We start from the raw sequence: 16,452 nt of genomic DNA, 5'->3' as shown, positions 1-16,452 counted from the left end.
GGGGATGCATAAATGGATAAGGAACTGCTGGCAATGCTGGTTTGCCCGTTATGTAACGGCAAGCTTAAATACGACCGCGAAGCGCAGGAACTGGTTTGTCTTTATGACGGTCTAGCGTATCCGATACAAGAAGGTATCCCGGTTATGCTGCCTGAGGAAGCCCGGGTAATGGACGCTGACGAAAAGCTCCCAACCTCACCAGGTCGCACGGGAGACCTGTAATGACGTTTCCTGCATTTATAGCCGTTGTGCCTGCCCGCTATGGTTCAACCCGGTTGCCAGGCAAGCCTCTGCTGGATATTGCTGGTGAGCCTATGGTCGCCCATGTATGGCGGCGTGCCTGTCAAAGCCAGGCCGCTCGTGTGGTTGTTGCGACCGATGATGAACGTATCCGTGATGCGATGCTGCCGTATGGGGCTGAGGTCGTCATGACGCGCGATGATCACGCCTCGGGGACGGATCGGCTTGCCGAAGTCGCCCAGATCCTTTCTTTGGGTGAAGACGAGCTAGTGGTGAATGTGCAGGGTGACGAGCCGCTCATTCCGCCCGCGTTAATCGACCAGGTGGCACTGCGCTTGGCCGATGACGCAGAAGCCTCCATTGCGACGTTGGCTGAGCCGATTAACGATGTAGCATCACTCTTTAATCCCAACGTGGTCAAAGTAGTGCGCTCATTGCAGGGGCGGGCGCTGTATTTCTCACGTGCGCCCATCCCCTGGGATCGTGAGCAGTTCAAGCAGCAGCCTGCACTGCTTGAAACGGATGCATGGCTGCGCCATATCGGGATTTATGCCTACCGCGCGAGCTTTCTAGCCGCCTATCGGGACTGGCCAGCCTCGATGCTGGAGCAGTTAGAGCAGCTTGAACAGCTGCGTGCTTTGCAGCATGGCCATTTAATTCAGGTGGCATTGGCGTGCGAGGTTAACCCGGCAGGTGTCGACACGGCGGAAGATTTAGCTCGTGTTCGCGCGCTGTTAGCGCCATCTGGTTAATACTTTTCAACGTACAGGGAGCGCGTTGTGACGCGGGTACTTTTTGTCTGTTTAGGAAATATTTGTCGCTCGCCCACTGCCGAGGGCATTTTTCGACGTGCGCTGGAAAACGCAGGTATGAGTGAATGTGTCAGTATTGACTCTTGCGGAGTAGGTGCTTGGCACATCGGGAAAGCACCCGATTCGCGCGCTCAATCAGCAGCCAAGCGGCGAGGTATTGACCTGAGCCAGCTATGTGCCCGGCAGTTGACCGCAGAAGATTTTCTGGCATTCGATTATGTACTGGGCATGGATAACGGCAATCTGCGGGCAATGCATGCCTTGAAACCTGCCGAAAGCAACGCTTATGTCGGGCTTTTTCTGGAGTTCTCTGGAACGCCGGGAGCAGAGGTTCCAGACCCTTACTATGGTGGTGAGCAGGGATTTGAAGACGTACTTGATATGATCGAAACGGCGTCACAAGGGTTAATCCAGCACCTGAAAAGTGACCGCGTGTGACAGCTTCAGCCCTTAAAAACTCGGCTTGTCTCATTAACGAACGCGTGGATCTTTCATCGTCCAATACGTTACGTTTGCCCTGCGTGGCTGATTATTACGCTGAACCCACCACGCTAGACGCCTTACGTGCGACGCTTGCTATCGCCCATCATCAGCGCTGGCCGGTAACGCTTTTGGGTGGAGGGAGCAACGTGCTTTTGCCGCCGCGCTTAACAGGGATTGCGATACGCCCGGCACTACGGCAGTGGTGGCTGACCTCGGCGGGTAATAATGTGCTGGCGCATGTGGGGGCTGGTGTTAACTGGCATACGTTGGTGCTCAATATGTCGGCCCGAGGGCTCTGGGGAATTGAAAACCTGGCGCTGATTCCGGGTGATTGTGGTGCAGCCCCCGTGCAAAACATCGGCGCCTATGGCGTTGAGCTTGCCGATAGCCTTCAGGCCGTGCAGGTCATGGAGATTGCGACAGGAAGCACGCGTTGGCTTGAGAATGCCGAGTGTGCGTTTGGCTACCGCGATAGCCTTTTCAAGGGTGCGCTGTGTGATCGTGTCGTGATTACTCGGCTGGTATTGCGGCTTTCCAGGCAGCCCGCACCGAAGGTTCACTATGGCGATCTTGCCTCGCGCTTGCCGAATGCGCCCACCCCGTTGGATGTTGCAGAGGCAGTGGCAGCTATTCGTCAGGAAAAATTGCCAGACCCGGGGCAGCTTGCCAATGCAGGCAGTTTTTTCAAGAATCCCATTGTTTCAGATCAGCAAGGGCAGACGCTATTGGCCCGCTATCCTGACATGCCACATTTCCCTTTAGGCGAAGGAAAGACCAAATTGGCGGCCGGTTGGTTGATTGATCAGTGCTGTCTTAAAGGTGTATGTGAGGGCGAATTTGGCGTGCATGACCGCCAGGCGTTAGTGTTGGTTCATTTTGGCGGCGGTGACCGTAAGGGATTGCTGCGCTTTGCAGGCAAGATTATCGACCGTGTGCATGCTCGTTTTAACGTACGGCTGGAGCCAGAGCCACGCTTGGTTCAAGGTTGATAAATACATGAGCACTAACGCATAAAAAAACCCCGCCAGGCGGGGTTTTTTTTACGCAGTCAGCAAATTACTCTTTGCTGGCTTCTTGTGCCTGCTTGCGCAGCTCACGAGGGTCGTTATGCGCACGGGTGCGGCGACGACGCGGCTTGGGTGCTTCTTCAGCCACTTCTTCGGCGACAGGTGCGTCTACCGGTTTAGCGGCGTGTGGCGCAACGTCAACGTTAGTGGCGTCAGGCTGCACATCTTCCTGGGCAAGCGATTTGTCGGCAGGTACGTTATCCGCAGGTGTGCTGCTTTCTACAGGTTCCTGAACAGGTGTAGCGTCTGCCAACGCATTGACCGGTGCCAACTGTTGGGGGTCATCGGCTACGCCGCTTTCGGCCAATTCAGTGGGCGATGGCGCGAGCGTAGTATCGACGTCGCTACTTGCGTCGCTTTCGAGCTTTTCATCGGTCTGCTGCGGAAGAGATATGACATCGTCACTCTTCGCTTCATCTGCCGTTTTCGGCTCATCTTCCGAGACCGGTGCGCTTTCAGGCTCGGCAGCTGCGGGCGTCTCTTGCTGGGCCGGTGCTGTTGCTTCAGCTGACGCATCGTTATGCTCGGCGACTTTCGGAGAGGGTTGTTCCGCTTTAAGTGTTTCGGCGGGTTCAACTGCCGCTACCGGAGTCGTTTCGTCAGCAGCGCTAACGCCGGTATTTTCCGCGTCTTGAGGCTTGGCACTTTCCTGAGCTGCTGCTTGAGATGGTGCTTGAGAAAGTTCCTGAACGGTTTCCTGAGTGTTTTCCTCAGCGGTCGCTTGATGCGATTGGCTGTCAGCGTGATTGCTATCTGCAATGCTGCTGGCAGGCGAAGCTTCGGCTTGTGTTTCAGGCAACTGCGCAGAGGCTTCAGAAAGGCTTTCGTGAGCGACTTCCTGTTTCGGCGCTGCAGCTTCGGGCGTTTCCGTCGCTGGGGCTGTAGCGTCTGCGTGCGTTGCCTCTTCGGCTGCCTGGGCCTGCAGCTTTAACTGCTCGGCTTCCGCCTGAGGGCTGACTGCCTGCTTGCGTGAACGGTTGCGCGGGTTGTTGCGTGTACGCTTCGGTTTGCCATCATCCTGGGGAGTCGGCTGTTCTGCGTTGTTTTGCGCAGCTTCTTTTGCCGGTTTATTGTCGCGTTGAGCCTCTCGACGCGACTCTTTTTGAGGCGCTTTCTTCGATGTATCCAGACTTTCGTCTTTTGCGGGAGAGGTCTCTTTCTGATTCTGGCGGCTGTTTTTGCTGCCACTCTCCTGCGTTTTAGTATCGTCCTGCTGCTGGTTCCGGCGACGATTGCGAGTGCGAGAAGGGCCGCTGCGCTTATCGTTGGCTTCTTCGCTGGCATCGACATTGGCATTTCGCGACGGGGTCTGCCGCTGATCTGCCTTGCTGTTTTCGGTGCGCTCGCTACGGGCAGGACGCTGTTTCGTCTCACTGCCTAATGGGGCCGGTTTCTGTTGACTGCGCTCGGCTTGTTTACGTGGCGTAGGCGCTTCTGGCTTGCTAACAGGGGCTTCGGCTGGGCTGTTGTCATCGCTGCCCAGTAGCTTTGCAAACCCGCGGATAAAGCGCCCAATAACGCTGGGTTGCTCATCGTTGGTAGCAGGTACGGTGGCCTTGGCTGCTGCTGGCTCGTCCGTCTGTAGTGAGGCGGGGGCGGGGGCATTATGAGCAATGCTCTTAACTGCCGCTTCAGCGCGCTGTGTGGGCGGCGCGAAGTTGGGGTTGGGCTCTTTGCCTACTTCGGTATCGGTAGATAGCTCGAAGCTTGACAGTGTTTGAGTGTCATCTTCATCTAAATGGTCATCGCGTAAACGCTGCACGTCATAATGAGGCGTATGCATTTCCGGATTGGGTAGCAGTACAACGCGTACCTCTTGGCGTGACTCAATATCGGCCAGTACGCTACGTTTTTCATTGAGCAGGTAGGTAGCAACAGGTACGGGCAGAATCGCACGAATTTGTGCGCTACGCTCTTTCATGGCCTCTTCTTCGATAAGGCGCATGATCGAGAGTGAGAGCGAACGGACATCGCGGATGGTGCCCTGACCATTACAGCGCGGGCAGACCACACCGCTGGTTTCGCCCAGTGAAGGGCGCAGGCGCTGGCGAGACATCTCCATCAAGCCAAAGCGTGAAATGCGCCCAATCTGTACCCGTGCGCGGTCAAGCTTCAAAGCGTCGCGCATGCGGTTTTCGACTTCGCGCTGATTGCGTGCCGGGCCCATGTCGATAAAGTCAATCACCACCAGGCCGCCAATGTCCCGAAGGCGCAGCTGGCGGGCGATTTCATCGGCCGCTTCAGAATTGGTCTGAAGGGCGGTTTCTTCAATATCGCTGCCGCGGGTCGCTCGGGCGGAGTTGATGTCGATTGAAACCAGTGCTTCGGTATGGTCGATAACGATCGAGCCGCCAGACGGGAGTTTTACCTCGCGCTGATAGGCTGTTTCGATCTGTGACTCAATTTGAAAGCGCGAGAAGAGCGGCACTTCATCCGCATAGAGTTTGATTTTTTGCTGATATGACGGCATTACCTGACGGATAAAGCCTAGTGCTTCAGCATGAATCTCAGGGCTGTCAATGAGCACTTCGCCGATATCCTGGCGCAGGTAATCCCGCATGGCCCGGATAATAACGTTGGATTCGCGGTAAATCAGGAACGGAGCAGGGCGCTTGGCGGCCTCTGTGGTGATTGATTCCCACACCTGGGCCAGATAATCCAGGTCCCACTGAAGCTCTTCGGGATTACGGCCAATGCCCGCCGTGCGCACGATGAGACCCATCTTGTCAGGTACGGTGAGCTGACCCATGGCGTCTTTTAGCTGGCTGCGCTCTTCGCCCTCAATGCGGCGAGAAATACCGCCTGCACGAGGGTTGTTGGGCATAAGCACCAAAAAGCGACCTGCCAGGCTAATAAAGGTCGTTAAGGCTGCGCCTTTGTTGCCGCGCTCTTCCTTGTCCACCTGCACGATAACTTCCTGGCCCTCTTTCAGTACCTCTTTAATACTGGGGCGGCCAGATACGTCTTTAAGAAAGTATTCGCGGGAGATCTCCTTGAGCGGTAGAAAACCATGGCGCTCTGCACCAAAGTCAACGAAGGCCGCTTCAAGGGAGGGTTCCACGCGGGTAATTTTGCCGCGGTAAATATTGGCTTTTTTCTGCTCTCGTGCACCTGATTCAATATCCAAATCGTACAGGCGTTGTCCATCAACCAGCGCGACCCGAAGCTCTTCGGGTTGGGTCGCATTGATAAGCATCCGTTTCATGTTGTCTCGCATAGCGTTGCGCGCCGACGGACCGTCTAAGGAGTGACGTAGACGAATCGGTGGGTGCTGCGTGCTTGTGCTCGGCGCATGGTTATGCTGACGCGGCAAGCCAGGAAGGTTTTAACCGACCCGGCTGACAGGTTGAGTACGTGGCGGAGGCAGGACGTGTTTCGGTGGCTGTCACGTCCATCCGGCCCTGCTGACACCGCCTACACCTAGCATTCATCGATTCGTCAACGCCGGCCGTCGGCACAGCGTTGAACTTGTCGCCCAGAAGTGACCAGCGCCTTGTGACGAAAAGACGGGGCAGTTCTGGGCGTGGCGTTTTATTCAGCATTCGCTTGCCGTTTTGGGCTAAGCGTTAGCAAATCTGTCGACATCATACGGGCGACAGAGTGACTGCATTTTAATACGTTAAGATTCGGGCAATGCGTACACTGGCGCCGCTTCTTGTGCTCAGGCCTGCGTGTTAGTCGGGCAGGCGCTTTTAGCTAAACGTGGTAGTAGCACTTGTGAAAACTGTAATACTCGACAAGCTGCCCACGCTTAGTAGTGAACGATTTGGAATATAACAGTAAAGACAACTACCAGCAATTGACGCAATGCCCTTGGGTCTACGTTAGAATGCCGTTTTTAGCCTGGCATCATAGAGACACAGCAGGAGTGCGCGGCAATGGCCGAAGGGCGTGAAGTACAGTGGGTGGATATCGCCCCTGAACAGGCAGGTCAAAGAATTGACAATTTTTTGATGACTCGCCTGAAAGGTGCTCCTAGAGCATTGATATACCGCATCGTGCGTAAAGGTGAAGTGCGGGTTAATAAAAAGCGCGTCAAGGTGGACTACCGTCTCCAGGCGGGTGACCTGGTCCGGGTGCCGCCATTACGTTTGGCGCCGCGTGAGGCGGTGAAGGAAGTCAGCGATAATTTGCGTGACGTGTTAGTAGGTAGCGTCATTATGGAAGGCCCTGACTGGATGGTGCTTAATAAGCCTTCTGGCTTGGCGGTGCATGGGGGGAGCGGGGTTAAAATCGGGTTGATTGAAGCACTGCGTCAGGTGCGGGATGATTTGAGCTTTTTGGAGCTTGTTCATCGGCTTGATCGCGATACCTCTGGCTGCTTGTTGCTGGCAAAGTCTCGTGATGCCTTGGTGACACTTAACGAGTCGTTAAAAAAACATGGCATGGACAAGCGTTATCTGGCGCTTGTGAGCGGTCGCTGGCCTGCACGTAAAACCTATGAAAGTGCGCGTCTTGACCGATTCGACGCAGGCAACGGTGAGCGTAGAGTGCGGGTAGATCCAAACGGCAAGGTATCGCGCACCCATTTTGCGGTTGTTGAAACCTTTGAGAAAGCCACGCTGATTGAAGCCGAGCCGGTGACCGGGCGAACACATCAAATTCGCGTTCATGCGACTCATGCGGGGCATGCGCTGCTTGGGGATGATAAGTACTCGACACGTGAAAGTGCGCACTTGACAAAACAGCTAGGCGTTAGTCGTCTGTTTCTGCATGCCCGCTCGCTAACGTTTCCAGAACCTACCAACGGCCGCCCAGTGACCGTTAAGGCGCCGTTGCCAGACGTTCTGGAAGACGTGCTCAAGCGTGCTCGGCAATAAATGTACGGGCAGTGAAGTAATAAGGGGCGGTAATGCGTTACGAGCTGATTATTTTTGATTGGGACGGCACCCTGATGGATTCGGTGTCGAAAATTGTTGCCTGTATGCAGGTAGCGGCCCAGGAGGCTGAGTGGGGTGAGCTGGACGTCGCGGCCATTAGAGATATTATCGGCCTGGGGCTCCCGGAAGCCATTGCCACGCTGTGTCCGGGCATCGGTCCTGCTCAGGCCGAACGCTTGCGTGAGCGCTATGCACATCAGTTTGTGCATGGAAACACAACGCCCATGCCGTTTTTTAATGGGGTCGAGGCGCACGTAGCGCGCCTTCGCGAGCGCGAACAGCAGCGTTTGGCCGTTGCCACGGGTAAAAGCCGCCGTGGCCTTGATCGGGTTTTCACTGAAACGGGAAGTGGGGGCTGGTTTCATGCTAGTCGCACCGCAGATGAAACACGTTCAAAGCCACACCCACAAATGCTGAATGAGTTGCTTCTAGAGCTTGACGTTCCTGTGGAGCGTGCAGTGATGGTAGGCGATACTGAATATGACCTGGAAATGGCGCGGGCCATCGGCATGGATCGTGTGGCAGTAACGTACGGTGTTCATACGCCAGCGCGGCTAGCGGCAAGCCAGCCCAAATGGGTCGCTCATAACGTTGAAGATCTTTTTGGCTGGCTGCATGGATAGAGGATGCGACGTTGGGTGGATGGTTAATCATCTGGCGTCCCTAAACTCAAAAAAGGATGCTATATGAGTGATGATTGGCGCCGCAGTGATGCCAGCGGGTACCAACAGCCTGAGGGCAACCCTGCATCTGATCGTTCAAACCAGGATCGCTGGACGCAGGGTCCTGACGTGGCGGCTTATAAAGATGAGGCTGCTACGGTAGGGGCGGCTGGCGATGATGCTGAAACGCTGCGTGAGCGGCAGCGCCTGGCACAGGTTGAAATGATGGATCGCTGGATTGGCGGCGTGTTAACAGAGCAGCGTCGTACACGGCGTTGGAAGTTGTTTTTCCGTTTTATGACGCTCTTTTTGATACTGGCGTTAGTCGCGACCGTTGTATATAACGCTTTTTGGGCCGCAACGGGCGATGCGTCTACCCTGCAGCGTCACTTGGGCATCGTAGACGTTAATGGCGTTATTGCCAGTGATGCTCCAGCGAATGCCGAGCGTATCATTCAGGGATTAAATCGCGCCTGGGAATCAGATAATACCGAAGCCGTTGTGCTGCATATTGATAGTCCCGGTGGTAGCCCGGTTCAATCGCAGCGTATTTATGCGGAAATCATGCGCCTGCGCGAGCAGGGTGATAAGCCGATTCTGGCGGTTATCGAGGATATCGGTGCGAGTGGGGCGTATTATATCGCTTCGGCAGCCGATGAAATCATTGCTTCACCGGCAAGCCTGGTGGGCTCGATTGGGGTTATTTATGCAGGATTTGGCTTTCAGGATGCGATCAGCCAGATAGGCGTAGAGCGCCGTGTGTTAACGGCGGGCGAGAACAAGGCATTTTTGGACCCGTTTCAGCCGCTTGATGAAGAGGCGCAGGCATTCTGGCAGAGTGTGTTGACGCAAACACATCAGCAATTTATGAATGATGTTCGTGCTGGGCGAGGCGATCGGCTAAGCGACCAGCCAGATATATTCTCTGGGCTTATCTGGAGCGGCGAGCAGGCGCTTGAGCTTGGTCTGGTGGACCAGTTGGCAAGCCTTGAAGAAGTGGCGCGCGATCAGGTGGGGGAGGCGAGTTGGGAAGATTATACGCCGCGTCTTGATCCGTTTGATCGGTTGACGCGACGCTTTACCCAAGTGGCGGCGGAGGTGCTTGGCCTTAAAGCGGCTCACTCACCGCTACGCTACCAGGCACAATAAACCCGAGCTTAACCGTCAAGTGGGTCCATGCCCACTTGGCGTAGCATATTACACAGCGCAATAAGCGGAAGCCCAATCAGGGCGTTCGGATCACGCCCTTCTAACGCTTCAAACAGCGTGATGCCCAATCCTTCCATTCGAAAGCTGCCAGCGCTGTCCAGTGGTTGCTCAAGGGTGACGTAGCGCTCAATTTCGCGTGTGGTCAGCTGCCGAAAGATAACGTCGAAAGGCTCTATGTGGGTGTAGTGGCGTTGCCTTTGGGTATCAAGCAGCGCTAACCCGGTTAAAAAAGTAACGCGCTGACCTGAAAAACGCGCCAGGTTGGCGCAGGCGCGTTCCTGGGTGTGGGGCTTGCCCAGTATGTCGCCTTCAAAGAGCGCTACCTGGTCTGAGCCGATAATGTAGTGATTGGGGAAGTGGGGCGCCACGGCGTTGGCTTTGCTGAGCGCTAAACGATGCACAAGTGCCTTGGGGGACTCATTGGCACGAGGTGTTTCGTCAATATCAGGCGAATAGCACTGATAGGGAAGCTGTAAGCGTTCCAACAGCTCTCGTCGCCAGCGCGAGCTTGAGCCCAGCACCAGCGATGCGTTTTGAGTAAGCGGCACGCCATTTCTCCTAAGCGATTTGGAATAAAAGGGGAGTGTAGCGAAAGCCAGCGGGCGTGCCTAATTTGCGGGTGTGGGCGATAAGTCATGGGGAAATGTGCGATAAACCATGAAGAATTGAGTTGAAGCTTTGACACCAGCGGGGGGAGTGCCTATCATTGCGCGCCTATGTTGACCTCACAACTCCCCAGCCGGGTTGAGCCTTATAAGCTTGCAGCCCGCCGCGAACGACTAGAAGGCGTAGTGGCACTGAATTCGTTGCCACGGCTTGCCGAAGAGGCAGGTGACCAAACGGGCGACTGTCATGTTGTCCTTGAGTTTGGTGTGGATGCCCAAGGTCGTCGTGAAATTCGTGGCCATTTGCAAGCGACGCTGGCATTGCCATGTCGTCGTTGCCTGGTGCCGCTGAGCCAAGACGTGTCCAGTGACTTCCTGCTTGGAATGATCAGTGACGAGGCCTTGGCCGCCGAGCTGCCTGCCAGTCATGAACCGGTGCTGGTGGAAAAAGAACAGCTGGATCTACTAACGGTAGTTGAGGATGAGCTTATCCTCAGTCTGCCGCAGGTGGTCTATCACGATGAGACCGAATGCCATGTCTCGGCGGAGCAGCTGGTCAGCAAGACAGACGGCACGTCAGAAGAAGCGACGCCGGCCACGAACCCTTTCGCAGTGCTTAATGCCTTAAAGGGCAAAAAGTAAGCGTTATTTACCCTACACACCCTGGAGTAAACACCCATGGCAGTTCAAAAGAACCGTAAGACTCGTTCCAAGCGCGGTATGCGTCGTAGCCACGACGCGCTGAGCGCGCCGACGCTGTCTCAGGACAAAGAAACCGGTACGACGCACCTGCGTCACCATGTCGCTGCAGATGGTTTCTACCGTGGTCGCAAGGTGGTTGAGGTATAAGCCTTAACTATCTTGTTAAGCGGCCAAATAGAGTGGGTGCTGCATGCGCCTAGCGATTGATGTGATGGGAGGCGATCAAGGCTCCCATGCGGTTATCGAAGGCTCTGCAAGAGCAGTGATTGAACATCCTGGTCTTGAATTGACTCTGTTTGGTCCGCGTCAGCATATTATTGCTGAGCTTTCACGCTTGCCGCAGCCTCTGGCTGCGGCAGCGTCACGTTTAGCGGTTAGTGATGCCCCTTTGAGCATCTCTCAGGCCTCCAGTGCTGCCTGGGCGCTTCGTCATGGCCAGGAAAGCAGTATGGCGTGTATGTTGCGGAGTCTTCGGTTGGGCGAGTCAGTCGCTGGCGTAAGCGCGGGCAATACGGCTGCGTTGGTCGCGCTTGCTCGTCGTGAGCTGGGAACGCTTAAAGGTATTTCACGGCCTGCCATTAGTACTGCGATTCCGGCCCGCTATGGCCGTCGCTGCTATTTACTGGATTTGGGCGCGAACGTGGATTCGCCCGCGCACCGGTTGGTTGATTTTGCCGTCATGGGTGCTGCCATGGCGCAGTGCGTTGATAATGTAAGCCTGCCCCGTGTCGCGCTGCTTAATGTGGGGGCGGAAGCTACCAAGGGGAGTGCGAATGTGCGCGAAGCAGACCGGCTTCTGCGCGAATATTCTGATGCGTCCGCCTTTGCCTATCAGGGGTATGCCGAAGGTGGTGATCTTTTTGAAGGCAAGCTTGATGTGGTGGTGTGTGATGGCTTTGTCGGGAATGCCGTACTCAAAGCAAGCGAAGGTTTGACTCGTATGCTGGTTGAGCGTGTCCAAATGGCGTTTGAATCGCGCCTAAGCGGTCGTTTGGCAAGCCTACTGGCCAAGCCTGTGTTGCGCTATCTAAAGCAAGAATTAAACCCTGTACGCTACAATGGAGCAAGCCTGCTTGGTTTGAAGGGCATCGTGGTGAAAAGCCATGGTGGTACCCAGGCAGAGGGTTTTTATTATGCGATCCAGCGTGCTGTACATGAGGTGGAGCATAATCTACCCGCGCGTATGGCAGGGCGTTGGGAGCGCCGTTAATACCATTTTCAGTCATTAAGGAAGGCGCTTATGTGTACACCATGGTGTAGGGTATGGGCGCAGAGTGCTACTAGGTAAAGTGCTCGATAATAAAAGGTTAGAACTTATTTTGCGGGCTATGGGTGACAGCAGGATGTAGCCATAGCCACGCTTATCGCTCAAATGAGCAAATGCCTAAAGAGCAAAGGTGAACGACATGTCTCAACCCCTTGCCCTCATTTTTCCCGGGCAAGGCTCTCAGCAGCTTGGAATGCTGCGTGAGCTAGCCGAACGCTATAGTGTAGTGGGAACAACATTTGAGGAAGCTTCGGATGCACTTGGTTACGACTTGTGGAAAGTCGTCCAGGAAGGCCCCGAGGCCGCGCTAAACGCGACCGCTTGCACGCAGCCTGCGCTGCTTTCTGCTAGTGTTGCAATTTGGCGGGTGTGGCAGGAGCTTGAAGGGCCTCGGCCTACTGTCATGGCCGGGCACAGCCTGGGTGAATATAGCGCCATGGTGTGTGCGGGTGTGATGAGTTTTGCTGAAGGCGTTCAGCTGGTTCGCCTTCGCGGCGAAGCCATGCAGGACGCTGTACCGGTCGGTGAGGGCGGTATGGCGGCTATTCTCGGCTTGGAAGATAGTGCGGTTGAAGCCGCTTGCGCCAGTGCTGCGCAGGGGGATATTGTTTCGGCCGTTAATTATAATTCGCCGGGCCAGGTCGTGATTGCCGGAAGTGCCGCTGCGGTTGAGCGGGCGATTGTGGCGTGTCAGGAGGCGGGTGCCAAGCGTGCAATGGCGCTGCCGGTTTCGGTGCCTTCGCATTGTGAACTGATGCGTCCAGCTGCCGAGCGTTTGGCCACCGCTATGGAAAGTGTCGAATTTCGAGCGCCACGCTACACGGTTATTCAAAACGTAGATGCGCAGGCGCATGCCGACATTGATACGCTGCGTACGCGGTTGATCGAGCAGCTTTATCAGCCGGTGCGTTGGGCAGCATGCGTTGAAGCCATGGCTGCTCAGTCTGTTAATGTATTTATTGAGTGTGGCCCAGGTAAAGTGCTGACAGGGCTTAACAAGCGCATTGTCCGTGGCGCTAAAGGGTTGGCAGTCAATAGCCTGGATGCGGCGCTTGAGCTGGCACGTGAAGCGCAGACTAGTGACGCCTAGTTCGCTGAAATTTTCGCTATCCTTGCTTATTTACGTGGTTAAGAAGCCAATAGTTAAAGGCAAAAAATTATGACGCAAGAACGCCGAGTTGCGCTTGTTACTGGTGCCAGTCGTGGTATTGGTCGAGCGATTGCTCACGAGCTGGGCCGTCAGGGCCGTATCGTGATCGGAACCGCGACCAGTGAGTCCGGGGCACAAAAAATTGATGCCGATTTGCAGCAAAACGGCATTGAGGGTGCTGGCCTTTGCCTTAATGTGACGGACCAGGCAAGCATTGATGACGTGCTTAAGGTCATCACGGAGCGCTTTGGTGCGCCGACAATTTTAGTTAATAACGCCGGTATTACGCGTGATAATTTATTGATGCGCATGAAAGAGGATGAGTGGGATTCGGTGATGGATACCAATCTCAAGTCTGTCTATCGTGTAAGCAAGGCGTGCCTGCGAGGCATGACCAAGGCGCGTTTTGGGCGTATCGTATCCATCAGCTCTGTAGTGGCGACCATGGGTAACCTGGGTCAGGCTAACTATGCAGCTGCAAAAGCGGGTATGGAAGGTTTCAGCCGTGCGTTGGCGCGTGAGGTGGCTTCACGTGCCATTACGGTTAACGCAGTGGCGCCTGGCTTTATCGCGACCGATATGACACAAGCGTTGCCGGAAGCGCAGCATGAAATGCTGCTGAAGCAAATTCCGTTGGCTCGCCTGGGTGGTCCGGAAGAGATAGCTGCCGCTGTCGGTTTTCTTACCAGTGATGCTGCAAGTTACATTACCGGTGAGACCCTGCATGTAAACGGCGGCATGAATATGCGTTGATGGCCTTAGGCTTAGCGGTTGCGTCTGCCTAAGGGCGTCTATAAACTACCCCGCAGCTTTTGGCTTGCGGTTTCCAAATAGCTGGTTATCCAAAACGGCTAATGTGAACGACTGGAGTACGTTAATGAGTACTATTGAAGAGCGCGTTAAGAAAGTTGTAGCAGAGCGCCTGAACGTTAAAGAAGAAGACATCCAGAACAGCTCTTCTTTCACTGAAGACCTGGGTGCTGACTCGCTTGACACTGTTGAGCTGGTAATGGCTTTGGAAGAGGAGTTCGATACTGAAATTCCTGATGAAGAAGCGGAAAAAATTACCACAGTTCAGGAAGCCATCGACTACGTAAACGCCCACCAGTAAGGGCAAGTTGATGCATCAAACGAGGGTGTGGTGCTAGCATCCCCCTTAAAAGCCGCCCTTTTAAAGGGCGGCTTTTTTGCTTTGTGCTTCACCGTGAACATAACGTTCAATCTCCGTTATACTAGTCATCTGATTTCTACTGAAAATGACCCGGATGGGTCGAGTCACCATGGATGCCTGGAGGAAAGCTAATGGCACGAAGAAGGGTAGTGGTAACTGGGTTAGGCCTGGTGACCCCAGTGGGCAATAACGTGGATGAAACATGGGCGAATATTACGGCTGGTAAGAGCGGCATAGCGCCCATTGAGCACTTTGATACAAGTAGCTTCAATACACGCTTTGGTGGTTCGGTTAAGAATTTTGATATTAGCCCTTATCTGAATCCCAAAGAAGCCCGCAAGATGGACCTGTTCATTCAGTACGGCATGGCGGCTGGCGCGCAGGCAATTCAGGATGCTGGCATTACCTGTACAGAAGAGAATGCACCGCGTATTGGGGTAGCCATGGGGTCAGGTATTGGTGGCCTGCCCATGATCGAGCATAACCACAATGCGCTTAACAAGGGCGGCGCTCGTCGCGTATCACCTTTTTTCGTGCCGGGCTCTATCATCAATATGATCTCGGGAAATTTGGCGATTCAACATGGCTTTCAAGGGCCTAACATCGCTATTACCACCGCATGTACCAGCGGTACGCACAACATTGGCTATAGTGCACGCACGATTGCCTATGGGGATGCGGATGTCATGGTCTGTGGTGGTGCTGAAATGGCAACGACGCCACTTGGCCTGGGAGGCTTCTCTGCCGCCCGAGCGCTTTCAACGCGTAATGATAATCCCGAAGCGGCAAGCCGCCCGTGGGATAAAGATCGCGACGGTTTTGTACTTTCTGATGGTGCCGGTGTACTGGTACTTGAAGAGTACGAGCATGCCAAAGCACGTGGCGCGAATATCTATGCCGAGCTTGTCGGGTTTGGCATGAGTGATGATGCCTATCACATGACGGCACCGCCTGAAGATGGTCGCGGGGCTGCGCTCTCCATGAGCAATGCGATTAAAGATGCTCAAATGGACCCTGCCGAAGTGCACTATATTAACGCGCATGGCACCTCTACGGCCGCGGGCGACCTGGCCGAAAGCCGGGCTGTTGAACGGGTAATGAGCAGCGCTGCTCAGAATGTAGCGGTAAGTTCTACCAAATCCATGATTGGCCATTTGTTGGGGGCTGCTGGCGCTGTTGAAGCGGTGTTTAGCATTCTGGCCATTCGTGATCAGGTGGCACCGCCAACGATTAATCTGGATAACCCCCAGGAAGGCTGCAACTTGGACTATGTGCCGCACACGGCGCGTAACATGCGCATCGATGTTGCCTTGTCCAACTCGTTTGGGTTTGGCGGCACCAACGGCTCGCTGTTGTTTAAAAAGGTATAACGCAAGATGACCCTGCCTCAGGTGCCGTTTGATGATCGCGGGCTGGCGTATGGGGACGGTGTGTTCGAAACGGTGCTGCTACGTAACGGTAAACCGGTGCTGTGGACATACCACGTGGCACGGTTGGTGAAGGGGTGCCAGCGGCTCGGTATTCCGGTTCCCTGCCAAGAGGCGATTGATGCCACTTGGCAGGAAGACGCCACGGCACCGCTTGAGGTATTAAAACTGATTGTTACTCGGGGTAGTGGTGGAAGGGGGTATGCATTACCTGATACACCAACACCCCGTTTACTAAGTCGGCGGACTTCTTTCGCCCCTATGGTTGAGCGCTGGAAAAGCGGCGTGACGGTGCGTACCTGCCGCATACGCTTGGCTCACCAACCGGCTTTGGCTGGTATCAAGCATTTAAACCGCCTCGAAAATGTAATGGCCCGACAAGAGTGGCAGGATGTGTCGATTGCCGAAGGTTTGCTGGCGGACGCTCAAGGGCAGTTGGTCGAGGCGACCAGTATGAACCTGTTTTGGCAGCAACACGGTGAACTGTTTACGCCGCCACTCGATATGTGTGGCGTGGCCGGTACATTGCGTGCCGCGTTAATTGCTGAAGGCGCTGTGCGTGAAGCTAATCTTACCCTTGAGGCCTTACCCGCCGTTGAGCGCGCTTGGGTGGCGAACTCCGTACAGGGCGTATGGCCAGTGGCGACGTTATTGTCTGAAGATGCGGTTTGTCTGCAGCGTTGGCCGATTAATCAGCCCGATAAGTTCCAAACACGGGCGCATCGTCTGCTTGGCTATGCGTCAACTTATACCGCAAGCCCTGACCTATTTTGTTGA

The 16,452-nt window shown here is 54.9% G+C and carries 17 protein-coding genes; 15 read left to right on the top strand and 2 right to left on the bottom strand.

What is annotated here, in order from left to right; translation table 11 throughout:
* The first annotated feature begins 12 nt into the window (after positions 1-12).
* Genes ACT3R4_RS00540 through murB form a run of 4 tightly spaced genes read left to right on the top strand, consistent with a single transcriptional unit; the run spans position 13 to position 2,524 of the window.
* On the top strand, positions 13-222 hold the full coding sequence (locus ACT3R4_RS00540) for a Trm112 family protein (RefSeq protein WP_172116363.1): 210 nt from the start codon (positions 13-15) through the stop codon (positions 220-222).
* Positions 222-992 carry a 3-deoxy-manno-octulosonate cytidylyltransferase gene (gene kdsB, locus ACT3R4_RS00535; RefSeq protein WP_441677060.1) on the top strand — a complete coding sequence of 257 codons (771 nt, stop codon included), beginning with the start codon at positions 222-224 and terminating at the stop codon, positions 990-992. Before ACT3R4_RS00540 ends, kdsB begins: the two co-directional genes overlap by 1 nt.
* A 27-nt stretch (positions 993-1,019) precedes the next feature.
* The gene (locus ACT3R4_RS00530) at positions 1,020-1,490 is read left to right on the top strand and encodes a low molecular weight protein-tyrosine-phosphatase (protein ID WP_441677061.1); all 471 of its coding nucleotides are present in this window, start codon (positions 1,020-1,022) and stop codon (positions 1,488-1,490) included.
* Positions 1,487-2,524: a UDP-N-acetylmuramate dehydrogenase gene (gene murB / locus ACT3R4_RS00525; protein WP_441677062.1), complete on the top strand. Its 1,038-nt coding sequence runs from the start codon at positions 1,487-1,489 to the stop codon at positions 2,522-2,524. The genes ACT3R4_RS00530 and murB overlap by 4 nt, the downstream gene beginning before the upstream one ends.
* Before the next feature lie 67 nt (positions 2,525-2,591).
* Here murB and rne read toward each other — a convergent pair whose 3' ends face one another.
* Positions 2,592-5,807 carry a ribonuclease E gene (gene rne / locus ACT3R4_RS00520; RefSeq protein WP_441677063.1) on the bottom strand — a complete coding sequence of 1,072 codons (3,216 nt, stop codon included), beginning with the start codon at positions 5,805-5,807 and terminating at the stop codon, positions 2,592-2,594.
* Between the two features lie 673 nt (positions 5,808-6,480).
* On the opposite strand from rne, the gene ACT3R4_RS00515 reads away from it, so the two are divergent.
* The 3 genes from ACT3R4_RS00515 to sppA all read left to right on the top strand — a co-directional run bounded on the left by ACT3R4_RS00515 (position 6,481) and on the right by sppA (position 9,293).
* The gene (locus ACT3R4_RS00515; RefSeq protein WP_193053769.1) at positions 6,481-7,422 is read left to right on the top strand and encodes an RluA family pseudouridine synthase; all 942 of its coding nucleotides are present in this window, start codon (positions 6,481-6,483) and stop codon (positions 7,420-7,422) included.
* A 32-nt stretch (positions 7,423-7,454) separates the two neighbouring features.
* Complete coding sequence (locus tag ACT3R4_RS00510; RefSeq protein ID WP_193056295.1) at positions 7,455-8,105, top strand: HAD-IA family hydrolase; 651 nt, start codon at positions 7,455-7,457, stop codon at positions 8,103-8,105.
* A 63-nt stretch (positions 8,106-8,168) separates the two neighbouring features.
* The gene (gene sppA / locus ACT3R4_RS00505) at positions 8,169-9,293 is read left to right on the top strand and encodes a signal peptide peptidase SppA (RefSeq protein WP_193056296.1); all 1,125 of its coding nucleotides are present in this window, start codon (positions 8,169-8,171) and stop codon (positions 9,291-9,293) included.
* Positions 9,294-9,301: 8 nt separating this feature from the next.
* Here the strand turns inward: sppA and ACT3R4_RS00500 are convergent, their stop codons facing one another.
* The gene (locus ACT3R4_RS00500) at positions 9,302-9,901 is read right to left on the bottom strand and encodes a Maf family protein (protein ID WP_193056297.1); all 600 of its coding nucleotides are present in this window, start codon (positions 9,899-9,901) and stop codon (positions 9,302-9,304) included.
* A 168-nt stretch (positions 9,902-10,069) separates the two neighbouring features.
* Between ACT3R4_RS00500 and ACT3R4_RS00495 the strand changes: the two genes are divergently transcribed.
* The 8 genes from ACT3R4_RS00495 to pabC all read left to right on the top strand — a co-directional run bounded on the left by ACT3R4_RS00495 (position 10,070) and on the right by pabC (position 16,452).
* Positions 10,070-10,600 (top strand): YceD family protein, encoded by a 531-nt coding sequence (locus tag ACT3R4_RS00495; RefSeq protein WP_087109293.1) that lies wholly within the window; start codon positions 10,070-10,072, stop codon positions 10,598-10,600.
* 36 nt (positions 10,601-10,636) lie between these two features.
* Positions 10,637-10,807, top strand: coding sequence for a 50S ribosomal protein L32 (rpmF, locus tag ACT3R4_RS00490; RefSeq protein ID WP_087109291.1), 171 nt, complete (start codon positions 10,637-10,639; stop codon positions 10,805-10,807).
* Positions 10,808-10,850: 43 nt separating this feature from the next.
* On the top strand, positions 10,851-11,870 hold the full coding sequence (plsX, locus tag ACT3R4_RS00485; protein WP_193056299.1) for a phosphate acyltransferase PlsX: 1,020 nt from the start codon (positions 10,851-10,853) through the stop codon (positions 11,868-11,870).
* Positions 11,871-12,066: 196 nt separating this feature from the next.
* Entirely contained in the window at positions 12,067-13,017 is a 951-nt protein-coding gene (fabD, locus tag ACT3R4_RS00480) for an ACP S-malonyltransferase (protein ID WP_441677064.1), read from the top strand.
* Between the two features lie 69 nt (positions 13,018-13,086).
* Complete coding sequence (fabG, locus tag ACT3R4_RS00475) at positions 13,087-13,830, top strand: 3-oxoacyl-ACP reductase FabG (RefSeq protein ID WP_193056301.1); 744 nt, start codon at positions 13,087-13,089, stop codon at positions 13,828-13,830.
* Between the two features lie 124 nt (positions 13,831-13,954).
* On the top strand, positions 13,955-14,188 hold the full coding sequence (gene acpP / locus ACT3R4_RS00470) for an acyl carrier protein (protein WP_008956801.1): 234 nt from the start codon (positions 13,955-13,957) through the stop codon (positions 14,186-14,188).
* Positions 14,189-14,379: 191 nt separating this feature from the next.
* On the top strand, positions 14,380-15,618 hold the full coding sequence (fabF, locus tag ACT3R4_RS00465; RefSeq protein ID WP_441677065.1) for a beta-ketoacyl-ACP synthase II: 1,239 nt from the start codon (positions 14,380-14,382) through the stop codon (positions 15,616-15,618).
* A 6-nt stretch (positions 15,619-15,624) separates the two neighbouring features.
* Positions 15,625-16,452, top strand: a complete 828-nt coding sequence (gene pabC / locus ACT3R4_RS00460) for an aminodeoxychorismate lyase (RefSeq protein ID WP_441677066.1) — start codon at positions 15,625-15,627, stop codon at positions 16,450-16,452.

The sequence above is a fragment of the Halomonas sp. AOP7-E1-9 genome (genome assembly GCF_052376035.1).
In the GTDB taxonomy this organism is placed as follows: domain Bacteria; phylum Pseudomonadota; class Gammaproteobacteria; order Pseudomonadales; family Halomonadaceae; genus Vreelandella; species Vreelandella citrativorans.
Note: the sequence above shows the minus strand (reverse complement) of the source record. Positions and strands in the feature narration are given on the sequence as shown.

Excerpts from the sequence above, each read along its gene's own strand:
- ACT3R4_RS00515 (WP_193053769.1), top strand. The coding sequence starts at position 6,481 with ATGGCCGAAGGGCGTGAAGTACAGTGGGTGGATATCGCCCCTGAACAG.
- pabC (WP_441677066.1), top strand. The coding sequence starts at position 15,625 with ATGACCCTGCCTCAGGTGCCGTTTGATGATCGCGGGCTGGCGTATGGG.
- fabD (WP_441677064.1), top strand. The coding sequence starts at position 12,067 with ATGTCTCAACCCCTTGCCCTCATTTTTCCCGGGCAAGGCTCTCAGCAG.
- plsX (WP_193056299.1), top strand. The coding sequence starts at position 10,851 with ATGCGCCTAGCGATTGATGTGATGGGAGGCGATCAAGGCTCCCATGCG.
- ACT3R4_RS00495 (WP_087109293.1), top strand. The coding sequence starts at position 10,070 with ATGTTGACCTCACAACTCCCCAGCCGGGTTGAGCCTTATAAGCTTGCA.
- acpP (WP_008956801.1), top strand. The coding sequence starts at position 13,955 with ATGAGTACTATTGAAGAGCGCGTTAAGAAAGTTGTAGCAGAGCGCCTG.
- ACT3R4_RS00510 (WP_193056295.1), top strand. The coding sequence starts at position 7,455 with ATGCGTTACGAGCTGATTATTTTTGATTGGGACGGCACCCTGATGGAT.
- rpmF (WP_087109291.1), top strand. The coding sequence starts at position 10,637 with ATGGCAGTTCAAAAGAACCGTAAGACTCGTTCCAAGCGCGGTATGCGT.
- fabF (WP_441677065.1), top strand. The coding sequence starts at position 14,380 with ATGGCACGAAGAAGGGTAGTGGTAACTGGGTTAGGCCTGGTGACCCCA.
- sppA (WP_193056296.1), top strand. The coding sequence starts at position 8,169 with ATGAGTGATGATTGGCGCCGCAGTGATGCCAGCGGGTACCAACAGCCT.
- kdsB (WP_441677060.1), top strand. The coding sequence starts at position 222 with ATGACGTTTCCTGCATTTATAGCCGTTGTGCCTGCCCGCTATGGTTCA.
- ACT3R4_RS00540 (WP_172116363.1), top strand. The coding sequence starts at position 13 with ATGGATAAGGAACTGCTGGCAATGCTGGTTTGCCCGTTATGTAACGGC.
- rne (WP_441677063.1), bottom strand. The coding sequence starts at position 5,807 with ATGAAACGGATGCTTATCAATGCGACCCAACCCGAAGAGCTTCGGGTC.
- fabG (WP_193056301.1), top strand. The coding sequence starts at position 13,087 with ATGACGCAAGAACGCCGAGTTGCGCTTGTTACTGGTGCCAGTCGTGGT.